The 25,757-nt window shown below is 58.7% G+C and carries 29 protein-coding genes; 13 read left to right on the forward strand and 16 right to left on the reverse strand.

Going from position 1 to position 25,757, the window contains the following annotated elements:
• Positions 1-103: 103 nt before the first annotated feature.
• Genes QMX93_RS11295 through QMX93_RS11305 form a run of 3 tightly spaced genes read right to left on the reverse strand, consistent with a single transcriptional unit; the run spans position 104 to position 3,493 of the window.
• Complete coding sequence (locus tag QMX93_RS11295; protein ID WP_282355770.1) at positions 104-1,006, reverse strand: acyltransferase; 903 nt, start codon at positions 1,004-1,006, stop codon at positions 104-106.
• Positions 1,007-3,106 carry a phosphate acetyltransferase gene (gene pta / locus QMX93_RS11300; RefSeq protein WP_053117139.1) on the reverse strand — a complete coding sequence of 700 codons (2,100 nt, stop codon included), beginning with the start codon at positions 3,104-3,106 and terminating at the stop codon, positions 1,007-1,009.
• 60 nt (positions 3,107-3,166) lie between these two features.
• Complete coding sequence (locus QMX93_RS11305; RefSeq protein WP_082341397.1) at positions 3,167-3,493, reverse strand: DUF3565 domain-containing protein; 327 nt, start codon at positions 3,491-3,493, stop codon at positions 3,167-3,169.
• Here QMX93_RS11305 and QMX93_RS11310 point away from each other — a divergent pair.
• The 3 genes from QMX93_RS11310 (at position 3,462) to QMX93_RS11320 (ending at position 5,851) form a co-directional block, all read left to right on the forward strand.
• Positions 3,462-3,947, forward strand: a complete 486-nt coding sequence (locus QMX93_RS11310) for a peptidylprolyl isomerase (protein WP_053117141.1) — start codon at positions 3,462-3,464, stop codon at positions 3,945-3,947. The two genes, QMX93_RS11305 and QMX93_RS11310, sit on opposite strands and share 32 nt — an antisense overlap.
• A 122-nt stretch (positions 3,948-4,069) precedes the next feature.
• The gene (locus QMX93_RS11315) at positions 4,070-4,552 is read left to right on the forward strand and encodes a glutathione peroxidase (RefSeq protein ID WP_053117143.1); all 483 of its coding nucleotides are present in this window, start codon (positions 4,070-4,072) and stop codon (positions 4,550-4,552) included.
• 195 nt (positions 4,553-4,747) lie between these two features.
• The gene (locus QMX93_RS11320; RefSeq protein WP_282355775.1) at positions 4,748-5,851 is read left to right on the forward strand and encodes an NADH:flavin oxidoreductase; all 1,104 of its coding nucleotides are present in this window, start codon (positions 4,748-4,750) and stop codon (positions 5,849-5,851) included.
• 121 nt (positions 5,852-5,972) lie between these two features.
• Here the strand turns inward: QMX93_RS11320 and QMX93_RS11325 are convergent, their stop codons facing one another.
• Together QMX93_RS11325 and cysZ are read right to left on the reverse strand one after the other, a co-directional pair.
• Positions 5,973-7,172: a glycosyltransferase family 1 protein gene (locus tag QMX93_RS11325; RefSeq protein ID WP_282355778.1), complete on the reverse strand. Its 1,200-nt coding sequence runs from the start codon at positions 7,170-7,172 to the stop codon at positions 5,973-5,975.
• Positions 7,173-7,214: 42 nt separating this feature from the next.
• The gene (gene cysZ, locus QMX93_RS11330) at positions 7,215-7,967 is read right to left on the reverse strand and encodes a sulfate transporter CysZ (protein ID WP_159812166.1); all 753 of its coding nucleotides are present in this window, start codon (positions 7,965-7,967) and stop codon (positions 7,215-7,217) included.
• 312 nt (positions 7,968-8,279) lie between these two features.
• On the opposite strand from cysZ, the gene trxB reads away from it, so the two are divergent.
• A complete protein-coding gene (trxB, locus tag QMX93_RS11335; RefSeq protein WP_282355781.1) occupies positions 8,280-9,242 on the forward strand; it encodes a thioredoxin-disulfide reductase in 963 nt (320 codons plus the stop codon).
• A 219-nt stretch (positions 9,243-9,461) separates the two neighbouring features.
• Here trxB and QMX93_RS11340 read toward each other — a convergent pair whose 3' ends face one another.
• The 6 genes from QMX93_RS11340 to QMX93_RS11365 all read right to left on the reverse strand — a co-directional run bounded on the left by QMX93_RS11340 (position 9,462) and on the right by QMX93_RS11365 (position 12,582).
• Positions 9,462-9,800, reverse strand: coding sequence for a HopJ type III effector protein (locus QMX93_RS11340; protein ID WP_282355783.1), 339 nt, complete (start codon positions 9,798-9,800; stop codon positions 9,462-9,464).
• A complete protein-coding gene (locus QMX93_RS11345) occupies positions 9,793-10,089 on the reverse strand; it encodes a DUF1244 domain-containing protein (protein WP_053117177.1) in 297 nt (98 codons plus the stop codon). Before QMX93_RS11345 ends, QMX93_RS11340 begins: the two co-directional genes overlap by 8 nt.
• 98 nt (positions 10,090-10,187) lie before the next feature.
• Positions 10,188-10,559 carry a dihydroneopterin triphosphate 2'-epimerase gene (gene folX / locus QMX93_RS11350; protein WP_053117178.1) on the reverse strand — a complete coding sequence of 124 codons (372 nt, stop codon included), beginning with the start codon at positions 10,557-10,559 and terminating at the stop codon, positions 10,188-10,190.
• Positions 10,560-11,120, reverse strand: a complete 561-nt coding sequence (gene folE / locus QMX93_RS11355; protein WP_053117179.1) for a GTP cyclohydrolase I FolE — start codon at positions 11,118-11,120, stop codon at positions 10,560-10,562. It abuts the gene before it with no gap.
• Between the two features lie 21 nt (positions 11,121-11,141).
• A complete protein-coding gene (gene folM, locus QMX93_RS11360) occupies positions 11,142-11,852 on the reverse strand; it encodes a dihydromonapterin reductase (RefSeq protein WP_282355787.1) in 711 nt (236 codons plus the stop codon).
• A 160-nt stretch (positions 11,853-12,012) separates the two neighbouring features.
• Positions 12,013-12,582 (reverse strand): antibiotic biosynthesis monooxygenase, encoded by a 570-nt coding sequence (locus QMX93_RS11365; protein WP_282355789.1) that lies wholly within the window; start codon positions 12,580-12,582, stop codon positions 12,013-12,015.
• Between the two features lie 210 nt (positions 12,583-12,792).
• Here QMX93_RS11365 and QMX93_RS11370 point away from each other — a divergent pair, with 210 nt between their 5' ends.
• The gene (locus tag QMX93_RS11370) at positions 12,793-13,752 is read left to right on the forward strand and encodes a MerR family transcriptional regulator (RefSeq protein WP_282355791.1); all 960 of its coding nucleotides are present in this window, start codon (positions 12,793-12,795) and stop codon (positions 13,750-13,752) included.
• A gap of 3 nt (positions 13,753-13,755) precedes the next feature.
• Here QMX93_RS11370 and QMX93_RS11375 read toward each other — a convergent pair whose 3' ends face one another.
• Complete coding sequence (locus tag QMX93_RS11375; RefSeq protein WP_053117187.1) at positions 13,756-14,361, reverse strand: hypothetical protein; 606 nt, start codon at positions 14,359-14,361, stop codon at positions 13,756-13,758.
• Positions 14,362-14,415: 54 nt separating this feature from the next.
• Complete coding sequence (locus tag QMX93_RS11380; protein WP_053117190.1) at positions 14,416-14,892, reverse strand: PAS domain-containing protein; 477 nt, start codon at positions 14,890-14,892, stop codon at positions 14,416-14,418.
• Positions 14,893-15,045: 153 nt separating this feature from the next.
• Between QMX93_RS11380 and QMX93_RS11385 the strand changes: the two genes are divergently transcribed.
• Complete coding sequence (locus QMX93_RS11385) at positions 15,046-15,501, forward strand: flavodoxin (RefSeq protein ID WP_053117192.1); 456 nt, start codon at positions 15,046-15,048, stop codon at positions 15,499-15,501.
• Here the strand turns inward: QMX93_RS11385 and QMX93_RS11390 are convergent.
• Entirely contained in the window at positions 15,491-16,378 is an 888-nt protein-coding gene (locus tag QMX93_RS11390) for a LysR family transcriptional regulator (protein ID WP_053117194.1), read from the reverse strand. The two genes, QMX93_RS11385 and QMX93_RS11390, sit on opposite strands and share 11 nt — an antisense overlap.
• Before the next feature lie 97 nt (positions 16,379-16,475).
• Between QMX93_RS11390 and QMX93_RS11395 the strand changes: the two genes are divergently transcribed.
• The 5 genes from QMX93_RS11395 to QMX93_RS11415 all read left to right on the forward strand — a co-directional run bounded on the left by QMX93_RS11395 (position 16,476) and on the right by QMX93_RS11415 (position 20,469).
• The gene (locus QMX93_RS11395; RefSeq protein ID WP_282355798.1) at positions 16,476-16,862 is read left to right on the forward strand and encodes a CidA/LrgA family protein; all 387 of its coding nucleotides are present in this window, start codon (positions 16,476-16,478) and stop codon (positions 16,860-16,862) included.
• Positions 16,852-17,538 carry an LrgB family protein gene (locus QMX93_RS11400; RefSeq protein ID WP_053117198.1) on the forward strand — a complete coding sequence of 229 codons (687 nt, stop codon included), beginning with the start codon at positions 16,852-16,854 and terminating at the stop codon, positions 17,536-17,538. The genes QMX93_RS11395 and QMX93_RS11400 overlap by 11 nt, the downstream gene beginning before the upstream one ends.
• A gap of 132 nt (positions 17,539-17,670) precedes the next feature.
• Positions 17,671-18,453 carry a class II aldolase/adducin family protein gene (locus tag QMX93_RS11405; protein WP_053117200.1) on the forward strand — a complete coding sequence of 261 codons (783 nt, stop codon included), beginning with the start codon at positions 17,671-17,673 and terminating at the stop codon, positions 18,451-18,453.
• On the forward strand, positions 18,453-19,355 hold the full coding sequence (locus QMX93_RS11410) for an alpha/beta hydrolase (protein WP_282355804.1): 903 nt from the start codon (positions 18,453-18,455) through the stop codon (positions 19,353-19,355). The genes QMX93_RS11405 and QMX93_RS11410 overlap by 1 nt, the downstream gene beginning before the upstream one ends.
• A gap of 202 nt (positions 19,356-19,557) precedes the next feature.
• A complete protein-coding gene (locus QMX93_RS11415; protein WP_282355806.1) occupies positions 19,558-20,469 on the forward strand; it encodes an SDR family oxidoreductase in 912 nt (303 codons plus the stop codon).
• 48 nt (positions 20,470-20,517) lie between these two features.
• Here the strand turns inward: QMX93_RS11415 and QMX93_RS11420 are convergent, their stop codons facing one another.
• Together QMX93_RS11420 and QMX93_RS11425 are read right to left on the reverse strand one after the other, a co-directional pair.
• Positions 20,518-21,141, reverse strand: coding sequence for a hypothetical protein (locus QMX93_RS11420; RefSeq protein WP_282355808.1), 624 nt, complete (start codon positions 21,139-21,141; stop codon positions 20,518-20,520).
• A gap of 403 nt (positions 21,142-21,544) precedes the next feature.
• Positions 21,545-21,805, reverse strand: a complete 261-nt coding sequence (locus QMX93_RS11425) for a hypothetical protein (protein WP_282355810.1) — start codon at positions 21,803-21,805, stop codon at positions 21,545-21,547.
• 721 nt (positions 21,806-22,526) lie between these two features.
• On the opposite strand from QMX93_RS11425, the gene QMX93_RS11430 reads away from it, so the two are divergent.
• Both QMX93_RS11430 and QMX93_RS11435 read left to right on the forward strand, forming a co-directional pair.
• A complete protein-coding gene (locus QMX93_RS11430) occupies positions 22,527-24,320 on the forward strand; it encodes a DUF1302 domain-containing protein (protein WP_212544053.1) in 1,794 nt (597 codons plus the stop codon).
• Between the two features lie 23 nt (positions 24,321-24,343).
• Complete coding sequence (locus QMX93_RS11435) at positions 24,344-25,711, forward strand: DUF1329 domain-containing protein (protein ID WP_053117210.1); 1,368 nt, start codon at positions 24,344-24,346, stop codon at positions 25,709-25,711.
• The last annotated feature ends 46 nt before the right edge of the window (positions 25,712-25,757 follow it).

Below are 25,757 nucleotides of genomic sequence, written 5' to 3' on the forward strand. Positions count from 1 at the left end.
ATTAAGATCGCTTTCGCGGGCAAGCCTTGCTCCTACAAGAAGTGCACCTCATCACATTGTAGGAGCAAGGCTTGCCCGCGAAGAGGCCATCACAGGCAACCGATCATTTGGCTGGATATTCGCGGTGCATCTGTTCCAGCAGCGCATCCTTGTCCAGCCACAGCTGATTGATCCAGCCCTGAAACTGCAAACGATACTCGCCGTCCTGGTCGTAATTCTTGCCAATGAATTGCTGCGGAATTTTCAGCTCTTCAAAATGCACCACCACATCGCGCACATTGCCGCAGAGCAAATCCCAAAACCCCGGACGCCCGGCCGGGTAGTGAATCGTCACGTTAACGATCGACTCCAGTTGTTCGCCCATCGCATCCAGTACAAACGCGATGCCGCCAGCCTTCGGCTTGAGCAGATATTTGAACGGTGATTGCTGTTGCGCATGCTTACCTTCGGTAAACCGCGTGCCCTCGACGAAGTTGAAAATCCCCACCGGATTATTGCGAAATTTCGCGCAGGTTTTACGCGTAGTTTCGAGGTCCTTGCCTTTCTTCTCCGGGTGCTTGGCCAGGTACGCCTTGGAGTAGCGCTTCATGAACGGAAAGCCCAGCGCCCACCACGCCAGACCAATCACCGGCACCCAGATCAGCTCCTGCTTGAGGAAGAATTTCAGCGGCTGAATCCGGCGGTTGAGCACGTATTGCAGCACCAGAATATCGACCCAGCTCTGGTGGTTGCTGGTGATCAGATACGAGTGCTGATAGTCGAGGCCTTGCAAGCCGCTGAGGTGCCAGCGCGTGCGGCGCACCAGGTTCATCCAGCCTTTGTTGTTGCTGATCCACGCTTCATGGGTGTGGCTCATCAGCCAAGCGGCGATGCGTTGAGTGAAGGCAAACGGCAACGCCTTGACCAGCGCCACGCAGAACAGAAACGAGCAGAGCAGAATCGTGTTGAGCGCCAACAGCAGCGAAGCGATCACACCGCGCACGGGTGCAGGTAGAAAATCCAGCATTTACACATCCATAGGTCGGTTGGCGGCTTGAATCGCGGTGAGGGCGATGGTGTAGACGATGTCATCGACTTGCGCGCCGCGCGGCAAATCGTTCACCGGTTTGCGCAGGCCTTGCAGCATCGGCCCGAGGCTGACGCAATCGGCGCTGCGTTGCACGGCTTTGTGCGTGGTGTTGCCGGTGTTCAGATCGGGGAAGACGAACACCGTGGCGCGACCGGCGACCTGACTGTTCGGCGCCAGTTGCCGGGCGACTTCAGCGTTGGCCGCAGCATCGTATTGCAGCGGGCCGTCGATCAGCAGCGAGTGCTGTTGTTCGTGGGCGAGCAAGGTGGCCTCGCGGACTTTTTCGACTTCCTCGCCAGTGGCCGATTCGCCGCTGGAGTAACTGATCATCGCCACGCGCGGGGTGATGCCGAACGCCGCAGCCGAATCGGCGCTTTGCAAGGCAATCTCGGCCAGCTCGGTGGCGCTCGGGTGCGGGTTCATCACGCAGTCGCCGTAGACCAGCACTTCTTCCGGGAAGAGCATGAAGAACACCGACGACACCAGCGTGCAGCCCGGTGCGGTTTTAATCAGCTGCAATGCCGGGCGGATGGTGTTGGCGGTGGTGTTGATCACGCCCGAAACCAAGCCGTCGACTTCATCCAGCGCGAGCATCATGGTGCCGATCACCACGGTGTCTTCCAGTTGCTGCTCGGCCATCGGTGCATTAAGGCTTTTGGTTTTGCGCAGGGCCACCATCGGCTCGACATAGCGTTCGCGGATCAGATCCGGATCAAGAATCTCCAGCCCCGGCGGCAATGTGATGCCTTGGGCGCGGGCGACGGCTTCGACGTCTTCCGGTTTCGCCAGCAACACGCAACGGGCGATCCCGCGTTCCTGACAGATCGCCGCCGCTTGCACAGTGAACGGCTCGCTGCCTTCAGGCAGGACGATGCGCTTGTTCGCTGCCTGCGCACGCTGAATCAATTGATAACGGAACACCGCTGGCGACAGGCGCATTTCCCGAGGCGTGCCACAGCGCTGGTGCAGCCATTTGGCGTCGAGGTGGCTGGCGACGAAGTCAGTGATGATCTCCGCACGCTCGCGGTCATCAATGGGGATTTCCTTGTTCAGACCGTTGAGCAGATTGGCGGTGTCGTAGGATCCAGTGCTCACCGACAACACCGGCAGACCGGCCTGCAACGCGCCACGGCAGAGATCCATGATGCGCGGATCGGGCAGGGTGTCGCTGGTCAGCAACAGGCCGGCCAGCGGCACACCGTTGATCGCGGCGAGGCTGACGGCGAGGATGATGTCGTCGCGATCGCCTGGCGTCACCACCAGCACACCGGGCTTGAGCAGCTCGACGGTGTTGCGCATGGTGCGCGCGCAAATGATGATTTTGGTCATCCGCCGGGTTTCGTAATCACCGGCGTTGAGCACCTGCGCGCCCATCAGATCGGCGACGTCGCGGGTGCGCGGGGCGTTGAGTTCTGGCTGATACGGAATGCAGCCGAGCAAGCGGAAATCACCGCTGCGCAGCAACGGCGAATGCTCCTTCAGACGCGCGGCGAAGGCGTCCATGCTTTCGTCGGTTTTGACCTTGTTGAGGATCACGCCGAGGACTTTCGGATCTTTTGGGCCACCGAACAATTGCGCCTGCAGTTCGACGCGCCCGGAAAGTTCGGCGAGCACTTCGTTTTCCGGCGCGGAGACCAGAATCACTTCGGCGTCGAGGCTCTTGGCCAAATGCAGATTGACCCGTGCGGCATAACTGGCGCTGCGGGTCGGCACCATGCCTTCGACCACCAGCACGTCTTTGCCGATCGCGGCTTGCTGGTAAAGGGTGATGATTTCTTCGAGCAACTCATCGAGCTGACCGTCGCCGAGCATCCGCTCAACGTGAGCGAGGCCCAGCGGTTGCGGCGGTTTCAGGCCGTGGGTGCGCGCCACCAGTTCGGTGGAACGCTCAGGGCCGGTGTCGCCCGGGTGCGGCTGCGCAATCGGTTTGAAGAACCCGACTTTCAGGCCCGCTCGCTCCAGCGTGCGTACCAGCCCGAGGCTGATGGAGGTCAGACCCACGCCAAAATCGGTGGGTGCGATAAAAAAAGTTTGCATGCGAATTCTCTAAAGTTGCATGGCAATGGTGTCAGCTTATATCTGGCTGACTACCGAAATTCAGTCGCCAAGGTTATCGCTAACCGAGCCTTGTGCGCACCAACCGCAGGCAAAGGGTTGGCCTATTTTTTCAATACGTTGCGCCGGGTCAAGTACCCACGCCCGGGTTTGCCATGGCGGCTGATGGCGCAGGTGCTGGGTGTGGCCACAGGAAAGCTCGGCCACCCAATGGCCCTCTTCGTCTTGATGGAAGCCTGTGATCGTTGAAACCCGTTTGTCCGGGTTGTGTTCGCTTTCGCGCGATTGCTTCGCTAAACTTGGCCTTTCTATATTCTTATGCAAAAGGTCTCGCCCCATGCTGATCGCCGCCAATAAGGCTGTCTCCATCGACTATACCCTGACCAACGACGCTGGTGAGGTCATCGACAGCTCCGCCGGCGGCGCTCCGCTGGTCTACCTGCAAGGCGCAGGCAACATCATCCCGGGCCTGGAAAAAGCTCTGGAAGGCAAAACCGTTGGTGACGAGCTGGACGTTTCCGTTGAGCCGGAAGACGCATACGGCGAATACGCCGCTGAGCTGGTCAGCACCCTGAGCCGCAGCATGTTCGAAGGCGTTGACGAGCTGGAAGTCGGCATGCAGTTCCACGCTTCGGCGCCGGACGGCCAGATGCAAATCGTCACCATCCGTGACCTCGACGGCGACGACGTGACCGTTGACGGCAACCACCCGTTGGCCGGCCAGCGTCTGAACTTCAAAGTGAAGATCGTTGACATCCGTGATGCCAGCCAGGAAGAAATCGCTCATGGTCACGTCCATGGCGAAGGTGGCCATCACCACTGATTTCTGCGCTAAGCTTCGAGTACTGGAGAGGCGCCTGCGGGCGCCTTTTTAGTCCGCGGCTGTCCTTGGTGGTCTCGCCAAGTGGCTGTTTCGAGTAGAACACGGGAATCTTGGAGTTCGTCATGAGTGCTTTTCACGACCTTAAGTTGACAGCCCTGGATGGTCAGGAGCTACCGCTGGCGCCTTTCAAGGGCCAAGTCGTGCTGGTGGTCAACGTCGCCTCCAAATGCGGCTTGACCCCCCAGTATGCGGCGCTGGAAAACCTCTATCAGCAGTTCAAAGGCAAAGGCTTCAGCGTGCTGGGCCTGCCGTGCAACCAGTTTGCCGGTCAGGAACCCGGTTCTGAAAAGGACATTCAGGATTTCTGCAGCCTCAACTATGGCGTGACGTTTCCGTTGTCGAGCAAGCTCGAAGTCAACGGTCACGAACGGCATCAGCTCTACCGTCTGCTGGCGGGCGAGGGCGCGGAGTTTCCCGGTGACATTACCTGGAATTTCGAGAAGTTTCTGCTCGGCAAGGACGGCCGGGTGCTGGCGCGGTTCTCGCCACGCACGGCGCCGGATGATCCGACCATTGTTCATGCGATTGAAAAAGCGCTGAGCTGATCAAGCAAGATTAAAAGATCGCAGCCTTCGGCAGTTCCTGCAGGTGACCTCAAAATCCCATGTAGGAGCTGCCGAAGGCTGTGATCTTTTGCTCTGCGTCTTTTGATCCTTAATCACCGAAATCAATAATGCTGTTCAACGGCTTCGACTCTCCATATTATCGCCGTCATAAAGTCATCTCTGTGGAGCTCTTCGATGCCCGTTCAAGCCTTGTTCAAACCGTTCCACCTCGGTGCCCTCGAACTGCCGACCCGCGTGGTCATGGCGCCGATGACCCGTTCGTTCTCCCCGGGTGGCGTGCCCAATTCGAAAGTCATCGAGTACTACCGCCGTCGTGCGGCTGCCGGTGTTGGCTTGATCATCACCGAAGGCACCACCGTTGGCCACGTTGCCTCGAACGGTTACCCGAACGTGCCGCAGTTCTTCGGCGAAGCGCCGTTGGCCGGCTGGAAAAAAGTCGTCGACGCCGTTCACGCTGAAGGCGGCAAAATCGTTCCGCAACTGTGGCACGTGGGCAGCGTGCGCCGCATCGGCACCGAACCGGACGCCAGCGTGCCGGGTTACGGCCCGTCGGAAAAACTCAAGGACGGTCAGGTCGTGGTGCACGGCATGACCAAACAAGATATTCAGGACGTGATCGCAGCCTTCGCCCAAGCGGCCAAAGATGCACAAAGCATCGGCATGGACGGCGTGGAAATCCACGGCGCCCACGGTTACCTGGTCGACCAGTTCTTCTGGGAAGGCAGCAACCAGCGCACCGACGAATACGGCGGCAGTCTGGCCAACCGTTCGCGTTTTGCCATCGAGTTGATTCAAGCCGTGCGTGCTGCGGTGGGCGAAGGTTTCCCGATCATCTTCCGCTTCTCGCAGTGGAAGCAGCAGGATTACACCGCGCGTCTGGTGCAGACCCCGGAAGCGCTGGGCGAATTCCTCAAGCCGTTGTCCGACGCTGGCGTGGATATTTTCCACTGCTCGACGCGCCGTTTCTGGGAACCTGAGTTCGACGGCTCTGACCTGAACCTCGCTGGCTGGACGCGAAAGCTGACGGGCAAACCGACTATCACCGTTGGCAGCGTTGGTCTGGATGGCGAGTTCCTGCAGTTCATGGTCAACACCGACAAGGTCGCGCAACCGGCCAGTCTGGAGAACTTGCTGGAGCGTTTGAACAAAGAGGAATTCGATCTGGTGGCGGTGGGGCGTGCGCTGCTGGTTGACCCGGACTGGGCGTTGAAAGTCCGCGAAGGGCGTGAACAGGATATTTTGCCGTTCAGCCGTGAGGCGTTGATGTCGCTGGTTTAAGCGGCGCTATCACTGACCTCTTCGCGGGCAAGCCTTGCTCCTACAAGATCAACGGCATTTCGCCACGTGTCTTGTAGGAGCAAAGCTTGCTCGCGAAGGCGGTTTCAAAGGCAACAACAATTCAGGGCAGTGTTTGAGCCTCAGGCACCACCAACCCCCCCAAACAAGCCCCACGCAAATGGCTCTCAAACTGCTCGATGATCGCCGCCCACCCCTGGCGACTCGCATGCTGCCGCGCATTCAGGCGCACGCAACGCAAGCGCTCATCCTCTTCTAATAACCACACCGCCGCCTCGCAAAATGCCTCTTCGTCCCCGGGCATCGCCAGCACGCCGCTGTAGCCATGGCGAATATGCTGCGCCGCCGCAGCCTGATCGTAAGCCACCACCCCCAACCCTGACGCCAACGCCTCCAGCACCACATTGCCAAAGGTTTCGGTCAGGCTCGGAAACAAAAACACATCCCCCGACGCATAGTGCGCCGCCAACGCTTCGCCACGCTGGGCACCGCAAAAAATCGCCTCAGGCAGTTCCTTTTCCAGCGCCACTCGCTGCGGCCCGTCGCCGACCACGATGAGTTTCAGATTGCGCTGTGGATAAGCGCTGCGCAGTGCTTCGAAGCTGCGCTTGAGCAGGCCCAGGTTTTTCTCCGGCGCGAGGCGTCCTACGTGAATCACGGCAACGTCGCGCTCGCCGAGTCCCCATTGCTCACGCAGGGCGTTCAGGCGTTTGCTCGGGTGAAACAACTGGCTGTCCACACCGCGCGACAACAACGCCAAACGCTCGAAATGCCGACGCTCCAGTTCCAGACGTTGACTCGCGCTGGGCACCAGCGTCATCGCCGAGCGATTGTGAAACCAGCGCAGATAATGCGTGAGCATCCGCGTCAGCAGGCCGAGGCCGTACTGACTGGTGTATTGCTGAAAATTCGTGTGAAAGCCGCTGACCACCGAAATCCCCAGGCGTCGCGCCGCGCGCAAAGCCGATAAACCCAGCGGGCCTTCCGTGGCGATGTACAGCACATCCGGGCGCTGGCGTTTCCAGCGGCGCAGCAATTTGTGCATCGACGACTGGCCCCATTGCAGTCCCGGATAGCCCGGCAGCGGCCAGCCTCGGCACAACAGCAGCGCGTCGTCATCGCTGCGCTGCGGATCGCCGGCCTGACGCGGGCGCACCAGATCCACTTGATGCCCACGCGCGCGCAGTCCATCGCACAAGCGGCCAAGGGTATTGGCCACGCCGTTGATTTCCGGTGGGAAGGTTTCGCTGATGAGGGTGATATGCAGAGCTGTCGTCATGACCTCAGTGTCGGCTGAGGCCATGTCGTCGTTGTGACGTTCGGATGATGGATTTGTGACGCCGCGTTAGCGCTGAGTCACCAGGTTCTCGGCGCCACGCTCACGCACCCAGAATAGCGTCGCACCAGCGACAGCAGCCGGCATCATCAAAATGTTCACCACTGGAATCAGCAGCACCAGATAGACGATCCCGCCAAAACTCATGCTCTGCCAGCGCTTCTGCCGCAGCCAGGCGAGCATCTCGTTCCAGCCGAGTTTGTGGTTGTCTGCCGGGTAGTCGATGTACTGGATCGCCATCATCCACACGCCGAACAACAGCCACAGCGGCGCGGCGATGATGTTCACCACCGGGATAAACGAAAGAATGAACAGACCGATCGCGCGGGGCAGGAAGTAGCCAAGTTTGCGCATTTCCCGGGCGAGGGTGCGCGGTACCATCTCGATCAGTTCGCCCCAGCTGAAAGCCGGGAAGTCATCGGTGCCGCGCACGACCACTTCGACTTTTTCCGCGAGGAAACCGTTGAACGGTGCGGCGATCACGTTGGCGAGCATGGTGAAGGTGAAAAACACCATCAGCGCCACCAACACGACGAACAGAGGCCAGAGGATGTAGCTGAGGAAGCTCAGCCATTCCGGCAGCGACGGCATCAGCGTGTCGACCCAGAGGCTGAACTGGTGGCCGGCCAGATAGATCAATCCGACGAACAGCACGAGGTTGATCGCCAGCGGCAGCAACACGAACAAGCGCAGGCCAGGGCTGAGAACCAGTTTGAGGCCTTCGCGCAGGTATTGCGGGCCGGACAGAACAGGGGCGGGCATAAGGTGCTCCGAGCAAGGGAAAACGCGCCGACCTTACCGACTTTGCAACGGCGGCGAAAGCACGGTAGAGCGATCGACATTCACTGTAACAAAGACGTCCATCTCGTCAGTGTGTCGGCATAGAGACCACCTATGAGCTGGATTGTTAATCCGTATTTCCTTAATCTTGCCCCCCTCGATACGCTGCACCCAACTTTTTACAGGACTGTCGAGCTCAAGCCTTCCCCAAGGTTTTCCACGGTCCTTTTTTATTTCCGCCGGCAGTCCGGCGATCCGTGCCAGTTTTTTCGGCCCGGTCAACAGGAGCAGATCATGTCTGAAGTCCGTCATTCGCGAGTGATTATTCTCGGTTCCGGCCCTGCCGGTTACAGCGCTGCGGTATACGCGGCCCGTGCCAACCTCAAGCCACTGCTGATCACCGGCATGCAGGCCGGCGGTCAACTGACCACCACCACCGAAGTCGACAACTGGCCGGGCGACGTTCACGGCCTGACCGGTCCAGCCCTGATGGAGCGCATGCGCGAGCACGCCGAGCGTTTTGAAACCGAGATCGTTTTCGATCACATCAACGCTGTGGATTTCGCTGCCAAGCCTTACACCCTGACCGGCGACAGCGCTGTATACACCTGCGACGCCCTGATCATCGCCACCGGCGCCAGCGCTCGTTACCTGGGCCTGCCGTCGGAAGAAGCGTTCATGGGCAAAGGCGTTTCGGCCTGCGCAACCTGCGACGGTTTCTTCTACCGCAACAAGCCAGTCGCTGTGGTCGGCGGCGGCAACACCGCGGTTGAAGAAGCACTGTACCTGGCCAACATCGCCAGCACCGTGACCCTGATTCACCGTCGCGAAACCTTCCGCGCCGAGAAGATGCTGATCGACAAGCTCAACGCTCGCGTCGCTGAAGGCAAGATCATCCTCAAGTTGAACGCCACTCTCGACGAAGTCCTGGGCGACAACATGGGCGTGACCGGTGCGCGTCTGAAGAACAACGATGGCAGCTTCGACGAAATCACCGTCGACGGCGTGTTCATCGCCATCGGCCATACCCCGAACACCTCGCTGTTCGAAGGCCAGTTGACCCTGAAAGACGGTTACCTGGTGGTGCACGGCGGCCGTGAAGGCAATGCGACTGCGACCAGCGTCGAAGGTATCTTCGCCGCCGGTGACGTGGCTGACCACGTTTACCGTCAGGCCATCACCTCGGCCGGCGCCGGCTGCATGGCGGCACTGGACACCGAGCGTTACCTGGACGGTCTGCAGAACGCATCGTTCTAAGATCGCAGGCACAAAAAAACCGGCCAGATTGGCCGGTTTTTTTGTGCCCGAGATTCCGAACCACCGCATAACCAATGTGATGATCGTTCCCACGCTCTGCGTGGGAATGCCTCATATGGACGCTCTGCGTCCGATGGGACGCGGAGCGTCCCCGGCTGCATTCCCACGCGGAGCGTGGGAACGATCACGGTGCCGAAGGCTGCGATCTTTTGATCTTGATCAGCGGCGGGTCAGGGGTTGGGCGCTGAACTTGACGCCGGCCAGCCCGTGCTTGATCAACGCACGAATATTGCCGTGATCGCTGCCCTCAGGCGTCGCCAACACCGAGCGATAATGCTCGCCAAACGCCAGCAGCGCTTCTTCATTGCTCAGGCCTTCCAGCAGCGCCAGGCCCAAAGTCTTGCACGAACCTTCGTTCTGCCCGGCGGCGTTTTCCACGCCACCGTTGTTGAAGGCTTGCGGCTGGTAGTCGTAACTGGCGGCAACAAAAGCCAGGGTGTCGGCGAAAGCGTGGTCGCCGCTTTTCAGGCTGGCGCGCAGGGTGTTCAGGTCACTCATGGGTTTTTCCTTTGGCGAACGCCGCTTGCTGGTCGGCGCTGGCTTCTTGCTGATATTGGGCTTTCCACTCGGCGTACGGCATGCCGTAAACCACTTCGCGGGCGTCATCGAGGCTGACGTCGATCTGGCGCTCGTCGGCTTCGGCCTTGTACCACTTCGACAGGCAGTTGCGGCAGAACCCGGCGAGGTTCATCAGGTCGATGTTCTGCACGTCCTTGCGGCTGTCCAGATGGGCGACCAGCCGGCGGAAGGCGGCGGCTTCGAGTTCGAGGCGTTGTTGCTCGTTCATGGAGGTCTCTTCGAGACAGCTTCAAGCGGCGAGCTTCAAGCTGCAAGTTTGGATTGTGGGTGGCGGTAGCTTAACGCTTGCAGCTCGAAGCTTGAAGCTCAGCGGCTTGCCGCGAGGGTGATCGATACCGATTCGGCAAATCGCAGCGCATGCGGCTTGTCGACTTCGACTTCGGCGTACAGCACCGAACCGTTGCTCATCACCAGATCGAGCAATTCCTGCGTCAGGCGTTCAAGCAGCGCAAAACGGTTGCCCTCGACGTGAGCGATGATCGCTTTGGTGATCGTGCGGTAGTTCAGCGCGTGATCGATGTCGTTGTCACGCACCGCTTCCTGCGCGGCATACAGAATGGTGACGTTGATCAGCACATCCTGCTTGTTGAGGATCTCGTCCTCGTTGATCCCGATAAAGGTGCGCAAGCGCAGATCCTTGACCCGGATGCGCGCCATTCCCGGTTGAAGTTGTGGCATTTACTTGCTCCGTCCAATCAATTGCAGGAACTCCTGACGGGTGTTGCTCGACTCGCGGAAGGCGCCGAGCATGACCGAGGTGTTCATCGTCGAATTCTGTTTTTCCACGCCGCGCATCATCATGCACATGTGTTTGGCTTCGATGACCACGGCGACCCCAGCGGCATCGGTGACCTGTTGCACCGCGTCGGCGATTTGCCGGGTGAGGTTTTCCTGAATCTGCAGGCGTCGGGCGAACATGTCGACCAGCCGCGCGATCTTCGATAATCCCAGCACCTTGCCCGTCGGAATATAAGCCACATGGGCCTTGCCGATGAAGGGCAGCAGGTGATGTTCGCACAACGAGTACAACTCGATGTCGGCGACGATCACCATCTCGTCACTGTCCGAAGCAAACAGCGCGCCGTTGACGATTTGCTCGACGCTCTGATCGTAACCGTGACACAGGTATTGCATGGCTTTGGCCGCGCGCACCGGGGTGTCGAGCAACCCTTCGCGGTCGGGATTTTCGCCGAGACCGATGAGGATTTCACGGTAGTTTTCGGGCAGAGAAAGGCTCATGGACATCCTCGCAGCTAGGCGTTATTTGACGTGCCGCCCGCCGTTGACGGTCAGGGTCGTACCGGTGACATAAGGGTTGTCGAGCAGATAGCGCAGGCTCTGGTAGATCACTTCGCTGCCGGGCTCGATGCCCAGCGCCGATTTGGCCAGCGCTTTGGTGCGGTACGCCGCGTCGTCGTCGGGATTGAACAATAGCAGGGCCGGCGCGATGCCGTTGACCTTGATTGCTGGCGCAAAGCGCGCGGCGAAGGACAGCGTCAGGCTGTCGAGCCCGGCTTTGCTGGCGCAATAGCCGATGTGTTTGCTGCTGCCCTTGCGCGTGACATCGTCGCTGATATGGATGATGTCGGCGGGTGTCGAGCGGTGCAACAAATCGGCGCAGTGCAGGTTGATCAGGTAGGGCGCGAGCATTTGCAGATTGATCATGCGCGTGAAGGCTTCGGCCTCGCTGCCCGGGGTTTCGGCGAGCCATTCGGAGGCGTTGTGCACGATGGCGCGCAGGCTGTCGGTGTGGTTTTTCAGTTCGCTGATGAAGGCGAAAATCCCGGCTTCGCTGGAGAAGTCGGCGAACAGGCCGATGGCGCCCAAATCGCGCAGTGTTTGTACGCCGGGACGTTCGGTGCGGTAGGTGAAGATGACGCGATGACCGTCTTCAAGCAAACGCTGCGCGCAATGCAGACCGACACGCTGGCCGGCGCCGGTGATGAGGATCGGGGCTGCGGAAGTGGACATGAACGGCTCGCATCGCGGTGGGAGCAAAAACTATAACAGCGACACGGCTTGCTTTGCGCTTTTGTAGGAGCAAGGCTTGCCCGCGAAAGCGTTGTGTCAGGCACCTTCAATGCTGAATGACACGCTGCTTTCGCGGGCAAGCCTTGCTCCTACAAAGATATCAGCGATTTTGGGATACTGGCTCGGCTGGTACACGTCGAACCGGCGTGCTGTTCAACCAATTGGCCAGTAACCGCGTCGACAGCGGAATAAAGAAATAAACCATCAATGGCGTCAGGCACAGCGTGCTGATAAACACCCGCGGCAACAGACTCATTTCGCCGAGCAACGGCCCAAGCACGAAGTTGAACAGCATCGACACCGGAAAGAACGCCAGCCAGATTGCCACCGCCTGTTTCCAGCGTGGCGGGCGCTGACCGGCCGCGCCGAACCAGCCTTCGATGCCGCTGACGCGATGTTCCTTCGGATGGGCAAACAGATCGCTGCCCCGATCCAGCCATGCCGTACGCGAAGCCGAATGCTCCCACGCATGCAAAGTCTGTTCATCGACGAAGCGGAAAATGATTTGAAATTCGTTATCACCGGGCGGCGGAGCGAGCACGCCAGAGCCGAGATAACCGGGAAAGTCGGTGGCCAGTTGTTCGCCTTCGCGCAGCCAGGCGATCAAATCCTGATAGCGACCATCGGCGACGCGACGCGCGACCATCAGCGTGACGGGGGAAGTAGACATTGTGTATCTCCGTATTTCGTTCGCGGCACTCCGGGTAGGAGTTTCGCCAGACGCGCGCCGGGGTAGAGGCCCGCGTTTATTGCCAAGCAAGGATTATTCCTGAATTTCGCGATTTAACCAGAGACTTTCGTCGCAGTTCATCGCTTTTACCTTTAGCGGGCATTGCAGCTAGAATGGATCCAATCACTTTACAAGGACGTTGAGCGCACTATGCCTGTCATCACGGAGCTGAGCCCTGTTTCACGGGCGTCTGACGCGCTCGAGCGCGAAGACCTCTTTCCCATTCGTGAAGTGTCCCGACTCACCGGGGTCAACCCGGTCACGCTGCGTGCCTGGGAGCGACGTTACGGTTTGATCGAACCGACGCGCACCGAAAGTGGGCATCGGCTGTATTCAATGACCGAAATCGAGCGCGTTCGCAGCATTGTCGAGTGGATCGATCGTGGCGTCTCCGTCAGCAAGGTCGGCAAAATCCTCGCGAAGACCGAACCGCTAAAAGCACTGGCGCACATCATTTCCGATGATCAGGTGCAGGCCGATTACCAGCAGTGGCAGCATCAGGTAAAGCGTGCGGTCAGCGCCTTCGACGATCTTGAACTGGATCGAGTCTACGGCCAGATTTTTTCTTCTTATTCGCTGCCCGTGGTTTTTCAGGACATCCTGCTGCCGCTGTGGCGGCAATTGCTGCTCGGGCAGGAAGCCTTCGGACACACCAGCGAATGGCTGTTCTACGACGGCTACCTCAGAACCCGCGTAATGCAGCGGATCATCGCGTTACGCACCACGCAGCCCCGCAAGATTCTCGTCAGTGCATTGGCCGGTCAGTGCCGTGAACTGGAATTGCTGGTGGCCGCGCTGTTTTTGAGCAGCAGCGACGCCGGTGTCCGGGTATTGACGACCGGTCAGCCGTTCGATGAGTTGACGCTCGTCTGCGAAAAGATCAAACCACAGGCGCTGGTGCTGTTTTCCAATCATGCACCGGCCCCCGAGCTGCCACGGCGTTTGAATCGTTTGGCACTGAGTCTGGATTGTCAGGTGTTGCTGGCGGGGGATGCAGCGGATCTGGCAGAGGAAACTCTGGCCGGATCGTCAATCGGTTGCCTGGGCAATGAAGGCGCGACGATGCGTCAGCGGCTGACGCAATTTCTCGCGGGCAAACTCGATACCTGAGACTCAGGTGTGCAGGGCAGGGTGGGTCAGGCGATGTTGTTGCAGAATGAACTGGCGCAGGCGCTCGGTTTCATCGGCATCGGTCTGGCTCAGTTCGTAGGCGAAGAAACCTTTGTCGGTCTCACGCTCGAAATTGCCGCGCAGGGAAATTCGCTCATAGCCTGAAGGGCTGAACCACAGGGCGAAATGCTTCGGTGGTTTGGTCTTGTTGCGCACTTCCAGCAACACGCCTTTGTGCGACACCTCATGAACCCACAACGTGCCCGGTTGGCCATTGGCATTTTCCAGCGCCACCGGCTCGTCCAGCGCCAGGCGCCATGGACGCACCATCGGGCCGTCTTCGTAAATGCTCGGCACGCCGAGGCGCAAATGCAGCGCGTGGAACTCGTCTTCCACCAGGTGCAGCGGGAAAGTCATCTGTTGGTTTTCGAAGTTGGCCTGAATGGTCACTTGTTCGTGAGCGGCCAGGCGCGTGAGCAAATCACGGATCTGCGAACCGCCATTAACCAGCAGACTCGACGTCGCATCCCGCACATTCAGTTGCGGGTTGTGCTGCATGGTCTGGATGAAATCCAGCTCATCCTGAGTGAGGAGGGCGTCGCGTTGCATGGCTAGCTCGAAAGATATAGTTACAAAGTCATTGGTGATTGTAGTTAATGACAATTAGTTCGCTGATTTGTTTGCGCCGTTCGTCGCTTTCAGTTCTGCCAGCTGTGCTTTCAGTGTCGCGACCTCCTGTTCGAGTTGCGCAACACGTTGCTGAGCCTTGACCTGAATCGTTACATCTTTCTGTACACCGACGAAATAAGTCAGCCCGTCGTCAGCGCTTTTTACCGTTGAAAGCGACAGTTCGTTCCAGAACGGTGTGCCGTCCTTGCGATAGTTACGCAGGATTTCCCGGCACGATCCATTGTTGCGCAGCACCTCGCGAACCCGCTCCAGACTGGCCTGGTCGCGGTCTCCGGCCTGCAGAAAGCGGCAGTCCTGGTAGAGAATCTCTTCGCTGCTGTAGCCGGTCAGTTGTTCGAATGCGGGGTTGACGTAAATCAGGATGGTGTCCTGATCGCCTTCCTTTTCCGCTACCACGATTCCATCGTTGGAGGCGTTGATCACCATTTGCAGCAGGCTGGCGTTGATCATCTGTGAGTCCGTTCAGAATGGCCGAGGGTTCGCATTCTAGATAAACCATCAGCGCTGTCTACTGGCCATTATCGCCAGTTGAGATCCAATCGCAGCTTTGCGGCTCGGGCTGCTACTATCGCCGCTCATTTTTTCAGTTTCAGGATCAGATTGATGAAAGTCGCCATCCTCTCCGGTTCGGTTTACGGCACCGCCGAAGAAGTCGCCCGCCACGCCCAGAACCTGTTGAAAGCCGCTGGCTTTGAAACCTTCTACAACTCGCGCGCCAGCCTGGCGGACATTCAAGCGTTCGGCCCTGAAGCGTTCCTCGCGGTGACCTCGACCACTGGCATGGGCGAGTTGCCGGACAACCTGCAACCGTTGTATTCGACCATTCGCGATCAACTGCCAGCCGCGTGGCGCGGTTTGCCGGGCGCGGTGATCGCCTTGGGCGACGCCAGTTATGGCGACACCTTCTGCGGTGGCGGCGAGCAAATGCGCGAACTGTTCGGCGAACTGGGTGTGCGTGAAGTGCTGGAGATGCTGCGCATCGACGCCAGCGAAAGCGTGACCCCGGAAACCGACGCCGAACCTTGGCTGGCGCAATTGATCGACGCGCTCAAGGGCTGATCGGCCGCTCGCGCAGGAGTGCCAGCCACGCCTGCGCGGCATTCGACAAATAAGCGCCCTGACGCCAGATAAACGCGATGTCCCAGCGCAGATAATCCGGCGCACGCAAGGTCAGGCGCACCACGCCTGGCCGCACCAGCCCGCGCGCCACCACGCTGGGCAACAACACCACGCCTTGCCCGGCGGCCACCAGCGCCGCAAGAAAATCCGCCTGACCGCTGCGCCCGCCTTCCTTCGGTGTGAAGCCCATTTGCTGGCACGCCTGTAGCAAACGATCGTTAAGCACGAAGCTGCGCTGATAAAGCAGGAACGGCGTATCGGCGAGCTCCTCCAATCCGATTTCGCCGCGATCCGCCAACGGGTGATCGACCGGTAGCAGCGCATCGAGCTTCTCATCGCAAAACGGCTGACAGTCGAACTGCGGATCCTTCGGCAACAAACTGCCACCCAGCTCCAGTTCCCCGTTGAGAACAGCTTGCTCGATGTTGCGGCTGCCGCCCTCGAGCAACTGCACGCTGATGTTCGGGTAGCGCCGGCGATATTCAGCAAAGAGCCCGGCGAACAAAGCATCGCTGCCCAACAGCGGCAGACCGAGGCGCAACTCGCCACGGGCCAGATGACTGAGATCGTCCAGTTCGACCAGCAATTCGTTGCGTAAACGCAGCATGCCTTCGGCCCGTTGCAAGACCACGCTGCCGGCGGCGGTCAGGCGCAACTGTGAACCGAGGCGTTCCAGCAGCGGCGTGCCGAGGCTCTGTTCCAGTTGCGCGACTTGTTTGCTCACCGCTGATTGGCTGATGTGCAGGGTTTTCGCCGCTTGGGTAAACCCGCCCTGATGCATGACTTCGACAAAGCTGCGCAGCTGTTTGAATTCCATAAGCCTGATTCCGTTTTGGAATGGCTTTGAGTCTAACAATTCGCTTCGGGGATGGCAGGTCACTTTGTAAAATAGGCTTCTGTAAGGAGCCAATCTCATGAACGCCGCCCGCTTCAAACACCTTTCACGTCTCTTCGTCGAACTCGCCGTGTTACTCGGTCTCTACCTGCTCGGCTGCCAACTCGCCGCGTGGCTGGCCTGGCCGATTCCTGGCGGCGTGAGCGGCATGGCGCTGTTGCTGCTGGCCTTCGCGCTCGGCTGGGTCAAACCGGCGGCGCTGCAATTGGGCGCGGGCTTGTTGATGGCCGAAATGCTGTTGTTCTTTATCCCGGCGCTGATGAGCCTGCTCGATTACGGCACGTTGCTGCGCAATGACGGCTGGAGGATTTTGCTGGTGATCGCCGCCAGTACCTTGATGGTGATGCTGGTGACCGCATTCACCGTGGAATTGGCCGTGCGTGCGAGGCGTTCCCATGAAGCTTGAATGGATGCCGATGTTCTGGCTCGCCTTCACCTTGTTGGCGTACCTGTTCAGCCGCTGGATTTATCGACGCACCGGACGTTATGTGTTGTCGCCGCTGATTCTGGTGCCGGCGCTGTTGTTGGCGCTCGCCGTGCCGCTGCACACCGCCTATGCCGAGTATTCCAGCAACACCCATTGGCTGATGTTGGTACTCGGCCCGGTGACCGTCGCGTTTGCTGTGCCGATCTGGCAGCAACGCCGATTGCTGATGCGGCACTGGTCGGCGCTGATGCTCGGCATGGTGGCGGGCAGTGCGGCATCGATCGGCACCTCGTTCGGCTTGGCCAAGGCATTGGCGCTCGACAGTTCGGTGACGATGTCGCTGGTGCCCCGTTCGATCACCACGCCGTTCGCCATGCCGCTCGCGCAAAACCTCGGCGGTGTGCCGGAGTTGACCGCGGTGTTCGTGATGTTCACCGGCGTGTTCGGCGCGATGCTCGGCGGCGTGCTGTTGAAGTGGTTGCCGCTGCGCAGTGCCCTGGCGCGTGGCGCGTTGTTCGGCGTTGGCGCGCACGGTGCCGGGGTCAGTCGCGCGCATGAAGTGGGCGGTGAAGAAGGCTCTGTCGCCGGGTTGGTGATGGTGCTCACCGGGTTGCTCAATCTGTTTGCCGCACCTTTGTTGGCGTCGTTGCTTTGACATGGATCCAAGCTGTTTGCACGACTGACCCGGTCAGTCATCAAGCTGGCTGCCAATGCAACTACGTGATTGCCTGCACCTGACTAGACTGCTCACACGTTGCAGAACAATAAGAACGCAGAGGTGCATACAGTGAGCGTAGCCCCCGTCCAATCGTCCCTTAACGTCAAAGACCAGGTCAGTGCTGCGGAATGGCAGACCCGTGTCGATCTCGCCGCTTGTTATCGTCTGGTCGCCGCCCATGGCTGGGACGATCTGATCTTCACGCATATTTCCGCCAAGGTGCCGGGCACCGAAGATTTTCTGATCAATCCGTTTGGTCTGATGTTTCATGAGATCACCGCGTCGAGCCTGGTGAAGGTCGATCAGGCCGGCAACAAACTCATGGACAGCCCGTACGAAATCAATCCCGCCGGTTACACGATCCACAGCGCCGTGCACGAAGTGCGGCACGACGTGGTTTGTGTGCTGCACACGCACACCGCCTCGGGTGTCGCGGTGTCGGCGCAAAAGCAGGGCGTGTTGCCGATCAGCCAACAATCGTTGTTCGTGCTGTCGAGCCTCGCCTATCACGGCTATGAAGGCGTGGCGCTGAACCACGAAGAGAAGGCGCGTTTGCAGGCCGACCTCGGCGAAAACAATTTCCTGATGTTGCACAACCACGGTCTGCTGACCTGTGGCAGCACCATCGCCGACACCTTTTTGATGATGTTCACTTTCCAACGCGCTTGCGACATTCAGGTGATGGCGCAAACCGGTGGCGCTGAACTCATCGCCATCGAACCGCAAATTCTGGCAGGCGCCAAAGCGATGATCGCCGGCGTCACCAAAAGTGCTCAAGGCATGGGTGGCGCGCTGGCCTGGCCAGCGCTGCTGCGCAAACTCGATAAACAAGACCCCGGATATAAACTCTAATGCCACTTGCCGAGATTCCTCTGTGTGTCTGGCGTAAACGCAGCCGGACGTTTGTCTTTCGTGGTCAGCCGATCCGTTACTGGACGGCGGGGCAGGGCGAGCCGCTGCTGCTGATCCACGGCTTCCCGACCGCCAGTTGGGACTGGCATTACCTGTGGCAGCCACTGGCCCAGCGTTATCGGGTGATTGCCTGCGACATGCTCGGTTTCGGCGATTCGGCCAAGCCGATCAACCACACTTACAGCTTGCTGGAACAGGCGGATTTGCAGCAGGCATTGCTCGCGCATTTGCAGGTCGAGCAACCGGTGCATGTGCTGGCGCACGATTACGGCGACAGCGTTGCCCAGGAACTGCTGGCCCGGCATTACGAAGATCGCCTCGAAATCGCCAGTTGCGTGTTCCTCAACGGTGGCCTGTTTCCGGAAACCCATCGGCCGGTGTTGATGCAGAAACTGCTGCTCAGCCCATTGGGCTGGATGATCGGGCGCGCGTTTACCCGCGATGCGCTGGTGAAAAGTTTTCGACAGATTTTTGGGCCGAACACGCGGCCGACAGAGAGCGAACTGGATGATTTCTGGAGCCTGGTCGACACTAATCGTGGGCCACGGATCATGCACAAACTGATCAGCTATATTCCGGAGCGTCGGGTGCAGCGTGATCGTTGGGTCGCGGCGATGCAGCGCGGTGAAATTCCTCTGCGGGTGATTGATGGCGAAGTCGACCCGATCTCTGGTGCACACATGGTGCAGCGTTATTGCGAGTTGATTGCTGATGCCGACGCTGTGCTGTTGCCGGGCATTGGTCACTACCCGCAAACCGAAGCACCGGTGCTGGTGCTTAAGCACTATCTGGAATTTCGCGAGCGTCAGGTGCTGCCACCGCGCAAAGTGGCCTGTTCCTGAAGATCAAAAGATCGCAGCCTTCGGCAGCTCCTACACTGATCCCCTGTAGGAGCTGCCGAAGGCTGCGATCTTGTGCTTTTCAAACCTGACTATCCCCCAACCTTATCGCACACCATTCAGCCCCAGCCCTGTTCGTTGTGACACCAAGCCCCGTGCCTGACACTCGGGATCAATGTCCCATTGGCCTGCTGGAGTTGCCTCGATGAATGAGTCTGTGCGTTTCGAAGATAAAGTCGTGATCGTCACCGGAGCCGGTGGTGGCCTTGGCCGCGCCCACGCACTGCTGTTCGCCAAACAAGGTGCGAAAGTGCTGGTCAACGACCTCGGCGGCTCGGCTCAGGGCGAAGGCGCCAATGCCTCCGCTGCCGACCGCGTCGTCGCCGAAATCCGTGAAGCCGGCGGCACCGCCGAAGCCAACCATGACTCGGTCACCGACGGCGACAAACTCGTGCAAAACGCCCTCGACGTCTTCGGTCGCGTCGACGTGGTGGTCAACAACGCCGGCATCCTGCGCGACAAGACCTTCCACAAAATGGACGACGCCGACTGGGATCTGGTTTACCGCGTCCACGTCGAAGGCGCCTACAAAGTCACCCGCGCCGCATGGCCACACCTGCGTGAGCAAAACTACGGTCGCGTGATCTTCACCGCCTCGACCTCGGGCATCTACGGCAACTTCGGCCAGTCCAACTACGGCATGGCCAAACTCGGCCTCTACGGCCTGACCCGCACCCTGGCCATCGAAGGCCGCAAAAACAACATCCTCGTCAACGCCATCGCCCCAACCGGCGGCACGCGCATGACCGAAGGCCTGATCCCGCCGCAAGTGTTCGAACAACTCAAACCGGAACTGGTCAGCCCGCTGGTGGTGTACCTGGCCAGCGAGCAATGCCAAGAGACTTCTGGACTGTTCGAAGTCGGCGGCGGCTGGATGGGCAAAGTGCGTTGGGAGCGCAGTTTGGGCGCCGGGTTTGATCCGCGAGTGGGTTTCTCGCCGGAAGATGTCGCGGCGCACTGGCAGCAGATTTGTGATTTCGAAGGCGCGGCGCATCCGAAGGACAATATTGAAGCGCTGAAGGAAATGATGGCGAATTTGCAGAAGTATTGGCTGTAAGGGACGTTTTAGCCTCGCTGCGTTCTCGACGTGGCGAGGCTCTTTCTTTTATTCCTCGTACCGTTTATCAATTATGAATTCCGGGAGTTTCCAATTTGGGCCCGGAATGGCGACAGCCTCTTTGCCCTCAGCCAATACGCCCTCACGAAATAATTCCTCGTACGTTTTACACAGTTCACCACGCGCAATGACTTCAAATCGATAACGCCCGAACAGTGTATCGAGGGCGGGAAATGCCAAACCGATTGCCAACACTGATAACAAATCTCTCAGATTTTCTTGCCTGACAGCCTGCTCGAGTTTTGCAGGCGAACTCTTGACTCTGCTGATGCATTCAAATGCTTCCAGCTCCTGCTTTTTCGCAGCGTCAATCGCCTCGGCGGTGTAGCGCAATGCCTCATCGTCACCCAGTTTGAAATCTTCAAGTGTGGCCGAATGGACGTTATTCCAAAGCGACGGATTACTCTTGGGAACGTAGTCGTCAGCAAGCCCCATCGCTCTGAATCGCTCCATCATTCGAATCGCATGCGCGTAGTACCGGCGATCGGTGTCGGTCATCTCAAGCTTGCACTCCAGGATGGCATCAAGACGCGCAAGCATGATGAGGTCGGCAGCAGATCCTTTTCTTTCGATTTTAGTCTCTGCGGCTTTAACAAAATCTTGTTCCAACATTCGTTTTACTCGCTGCAATTTTTTCGGATTTTTCGGAGCGATTAACCTACATCAGCTTTTGAACAGACATGTCTGCATCGTTCGTCAGTAATGACGCGCGTATTTGTATGAATAATCTTTAGCCCTGAATTAAAGCTTGGCATCAGCGGGTCAAAAAGAGATTTCCTACAACTGATGGGAAAACTTCCTGATGAATGCAGGAGAGGTGGGCAAAACGGCGCCCATAAAAAAGGCCGCTGCAAACGCAGCGGCCAAGGTAAGACGTTGGATCAAGGAGCTAAAAATCAAAAGTCAGTGAGCGCATCTTTGAGATAAATATGGATGCGCTTGGGCAATTGATGGCGCATTTACAGAAGTCTTCTTTTTGAGAAAAGAACCATCAATCTCAGGCTTGATGGTCCGGTTAGGAGTATCTGTTTTCCATCATGAATTTTGGGGCTTTCCAGTTTGGGCCTTTGGCTGCCAAGCCTTTGTCGCCGTGTGCCAATACACCAGCAGCAAGAAGGCGCGCGTATGTCATTTCCAAAGCTCCGTATTCGGAGATCAGCTCTCGGTTATAACGTCTGATCATCATGTCCAGATGCGGATTCGCGTTGAACAGCGAGAATACGGTGACGATGTCATCCAAAGATTCATTTTTTACGATTTGCTCAATGGTGCCCATTACCACATCTCCTTGAGTAATTTCTGATATTCGCGCTCTTGCTGTAGGTCGATGGATGACATCCCTATCACTCGCCAATTCTTGATACGTTTTAAGTTACAACAGTACTTAATCGGATGTTTCCGATAAGGTCGTAAGTCAAGTTGTGCGGAGTTGAGTGAGATTTCGCTATTTAGGAAATTCGCCGGTTAATTTCGTTACACGCAGAAAGAAATTTCCGATGTCCCTTTCGGAAACTTCGCGTAGGGCGGGGGCAGAAACTTTATTCGAGGCATAAAAAAGGCCGCTGCAAACGCAGCGGCCAAGGTAAGACGTTGGATCAAGGAGCTACAAATCAACGTCAGTGAACACCGGGGCGATAAACCGACCTATCGATTCATCTGAAATCTGTCAGCAATGGCCAGAGTTGCTCATGGCCAGTGCTTCGCGCTTTACAGCGTATCCCGTGAAAGCCCGCTCAGAATAAGCACTTCGGCCTGTAGGAAAAATAGCGATTCCGGACATGCACTGTTGCGGAGCATGCAACAGTCGCTGTGCCCCGGCATGCACCATGCGCTGCGCTGATGATCGTCCATCCAGCTCACTCATGGATCGCGCAAAGCCCCGTTCTGTGCGGGCATTCATCCTTTCGAGCGACAGCGTGAATACCTCCTTGGTGCGCTTATCGTCCGCTGGTGGCGGCAGTAGGGTGGGGCCTTCTGTCACTCACCGGGGAAGACGCATGACAAAAACAACAATGCGCGCCATCTTCACACCGCAAGCGCTGGCCGCTGCGGTGGCTCTGGGTTGCTGTGCCCAGGCGCAGGCGGTTTCGTTCAACATCGGCGAAATCGAAGGGACGTTCGACTCGTCCTTGTCGATCGGGGCGAGCTGGGGCATGCGCGATGCCGACAAGTCGCTGGTCGGCACGGTCAACGGCGGTACCGGGCAATCTTCCACGGGTGATGACGGGCGCCTGAACTTCAAGAAAGGCGAGACCTTTTCGAAAATCTTCAAAGGTATTCACGACCTCGAACTGAAGTACGGCGACACCGGTGTGTTTGTGCGCGGCAAGTATTGGTACGACTTCGAGCTCAAGGACGAAGACCGCGAGTTCAAACAGATCAGCGACAGCGGTCGCAAGGAAGGCGCCAAGTCTTCCGGCGCGCAGATTCTCGATGCCTTCGTCTATCACAACTATTCCATCGCTGATTTGCCGGGCACTGTGCGCGCGGGTAAGCAGGTGGTGAGTTGGGGCGAAAGTACCTTCATCGGCAACTCGATCAACAGCATCAACCCGGTCGACGTTTCCGCGTTTCGCCGTCCCGGTGCCGAGATCAAGGAAGGCCTGATTCCGGTGAACATGTTGTTCGGTTCGCAAGGTCTGACCGATCAACTGACGGTTGAAGGCTTTTACCAACTGGAGTGGGATCAGACCGTTCTCGACAACTGCGGCACGTTCTTCGGTGTCGACGTGGCGGCGGATGGTTGCAACAACGGCTACACCGTCGGCAGTCCAGCCATTGCACCGTTTGTGCCGTTGACCCAGGCATTCGGTCAGGGCATTCAGGTCACTCGCGAAGGGGTGGTGATTCCCCGTGGCGGCGACCGCGATGCGCGGGATTCCGGGCAGTGGGGCACGGCGCTGCGCTGGCTCGGCGACGATACCGAGTACGGCCTCTACTTCATGAATTACCACAGCCGCACGCCAACGGTGGGCACCACTACGGCGGGGCTTTCGACGCTGGCGGCATTGCCGGGCATGGTCGGCATAGCCAACGGTCTGGCGCCTGGCAGCGGTGCGGGGCTGGCGCAGAGCGTGATGCTCGGACGCGGTCAGTACTACCTCGAATACCCGGAAGACATTCGCCTGTACGGCGCGAGTTTCTCCACCACCTTGCCGACCGGTACTGCGTGGACTGGCGAGATCAGCTACCGGCCCAACGCGCCGGTGCAGGTCAACACCAACGACTTGACGCTGGCGCTGCTCAACCCGATTGCCGGCGGTGCGGCCTCGCCACTGGCGACCTCGCCGGGCGCGGACAACAAAGGTTATCGCCGTAAAGAAGTGACGCAAGTGCAGAGCACCCTCACGCACTTCTTCGATCAGGTGTTGGGCGCTGAACGTCTGACCGTAGTCGGCGAAGCGGCGGTGGTGCACGTCGGTGGTCTGGAGTCGCGCAGTCAGCTGCGTTATGGCCGCGACTCGGTGTACGGCCAGTACGGTTTCGGCGGCGACACCGATGGCTTTGTCACCTCGACCTCGTGGGGCTACCGCGCCCGGGCGATCCTCGATTACGCCAACGTGGTCGGCGGGATCAACTTCAAACCCAACCTGTCGTGGTCGCATGACGTCGCCGGTTACGGGCCCAACGGCCTGTTCAACGAAGGCGCGAAAGCGATCAGCGTCGGCGTCGATGCCGACTACCGCAACACCTACACCGCGAGCCTCAGTTACACCGACTTTTTTGGCGGTGACTACAACGTCCTCGAAGACCGTGACTTCGTGGCCCTGAGCTTCGGCGTGAACTTCTGATCTGCCCGAGAAGGATGACTGCAATGCGCAAAATGATTCTGCAATGTGGTGTGCTGGCCCTGAGTGTGCTGGCGGCCAACGTGATGGCGGCAGTTTCGCCGGATGAAGCGAACAAACTCGGCACCAGCCTGACCCCGCTCGGTGCTGAAAAGGCCGGCAACGCCGATGGCTCGATTCCGGCGTGGACCGGCGGTATCCCGAAAAATGCCGCCGCAGTGGACAGCAAAGGTTTCCTCGCCGACCCGTTCGCCAACGAGAAACCGTTGTTCACCATCACCCCGGCCAACGTCGACAAGTACAAAGACAAGCTGTCCGAAGGCCAGGTGGCGATGTTCAAGCGTTATCCTGAAACCTACAAAATTCCGGTCTACACCACTCACCGCACCGTCGCCGTGCCGCCGGAAATCTACGAATCGGCCAAGCGCAGTGCGCTCAACGTCACCACCATCAACGATGGCAATGGCCTGGCCAATTTCACCGGCAACCGCTACTACGCCTTCCCGATTCCGAAGAACGGCGTCGAGGTGTTGTGGAACCACATCACCCGTTATCACGGTGGCAACGTCAAACGCATCATCACTCAGGTGACCCCGCAGACTAACGGCAGCTTCACGCCGATCCGCTTCGAAGAAGAGATCGCCGTGCCGCAACTGATCAAGGATATCGACCCGGAAAAAGCCGCCAACGTGCTGACCTTTTTCAAACAGTCGGTGACCGCGCCGGCGCGTCTGGCGGGTAACGTGTTGCTGGTGCACGAAACTCTCGATCAGGTGAAGGAGCCGCGTCTGGCGTGGATCTACAACGCCGGCCAGCGTCGGGTTCGTCGGGCGCCGCAAGTGGCGTATGACGGCCCGGGCACGGCGGCGGATGGCCTGCGTACTTCGGACAACTTCGACATGTTTTCCGGCGCACCGGATCGCTACGACTGGAAACTGGTCGGCAAGAAGGAAATGTACATCCCGTACAACAGCTACAAACTCGATTCGCCGAGCCTGAAATACGACGACATCGTCAAGGCCGGGCACATCAATCAGGATCTGACCCGTTACGAACTGCACCGTGTCTGGGAGGTGATCGGTACGGTGAAACCGAACGAGCGGCACATCTACGCCAAGCGCCACATGTACATCGATGAGGACAGCTGGCAAGTCGCACTGGTCGATCACTATGACGGTCGCGGTCAACTGTGGCGCGTGGCCGAAGGTCACTCTGAATATCACTACGAGCATCAGGCCCAGGCTTACACCCTCGAAGCGCTCTACGACATCATTGCCGGTCGCTACATTGCCCTGGGCATGAAGAACGAAGAGAAACACAGTTACGAATTCGGCTTCGAAGCCAAGGCGGCGGATTACACGCCATCGGCCTTGCGCGCCGAGGGCGTTCGGTAACGGTCCGGATACATCGGCAAGGCAAAAGGCGACCACTCGGTCGCCT

This window comes from Pseudomonas sp. PS01303 (assembly GCF_029959385.1).
GTDB classification, from domain to species: Bacteria; Pseudomonadota; Gammaproteobacteria; order Pseudomonadales; family Pseudomonadaceae; genus Aquipseudomonas; species Aquipseudomonas rustica.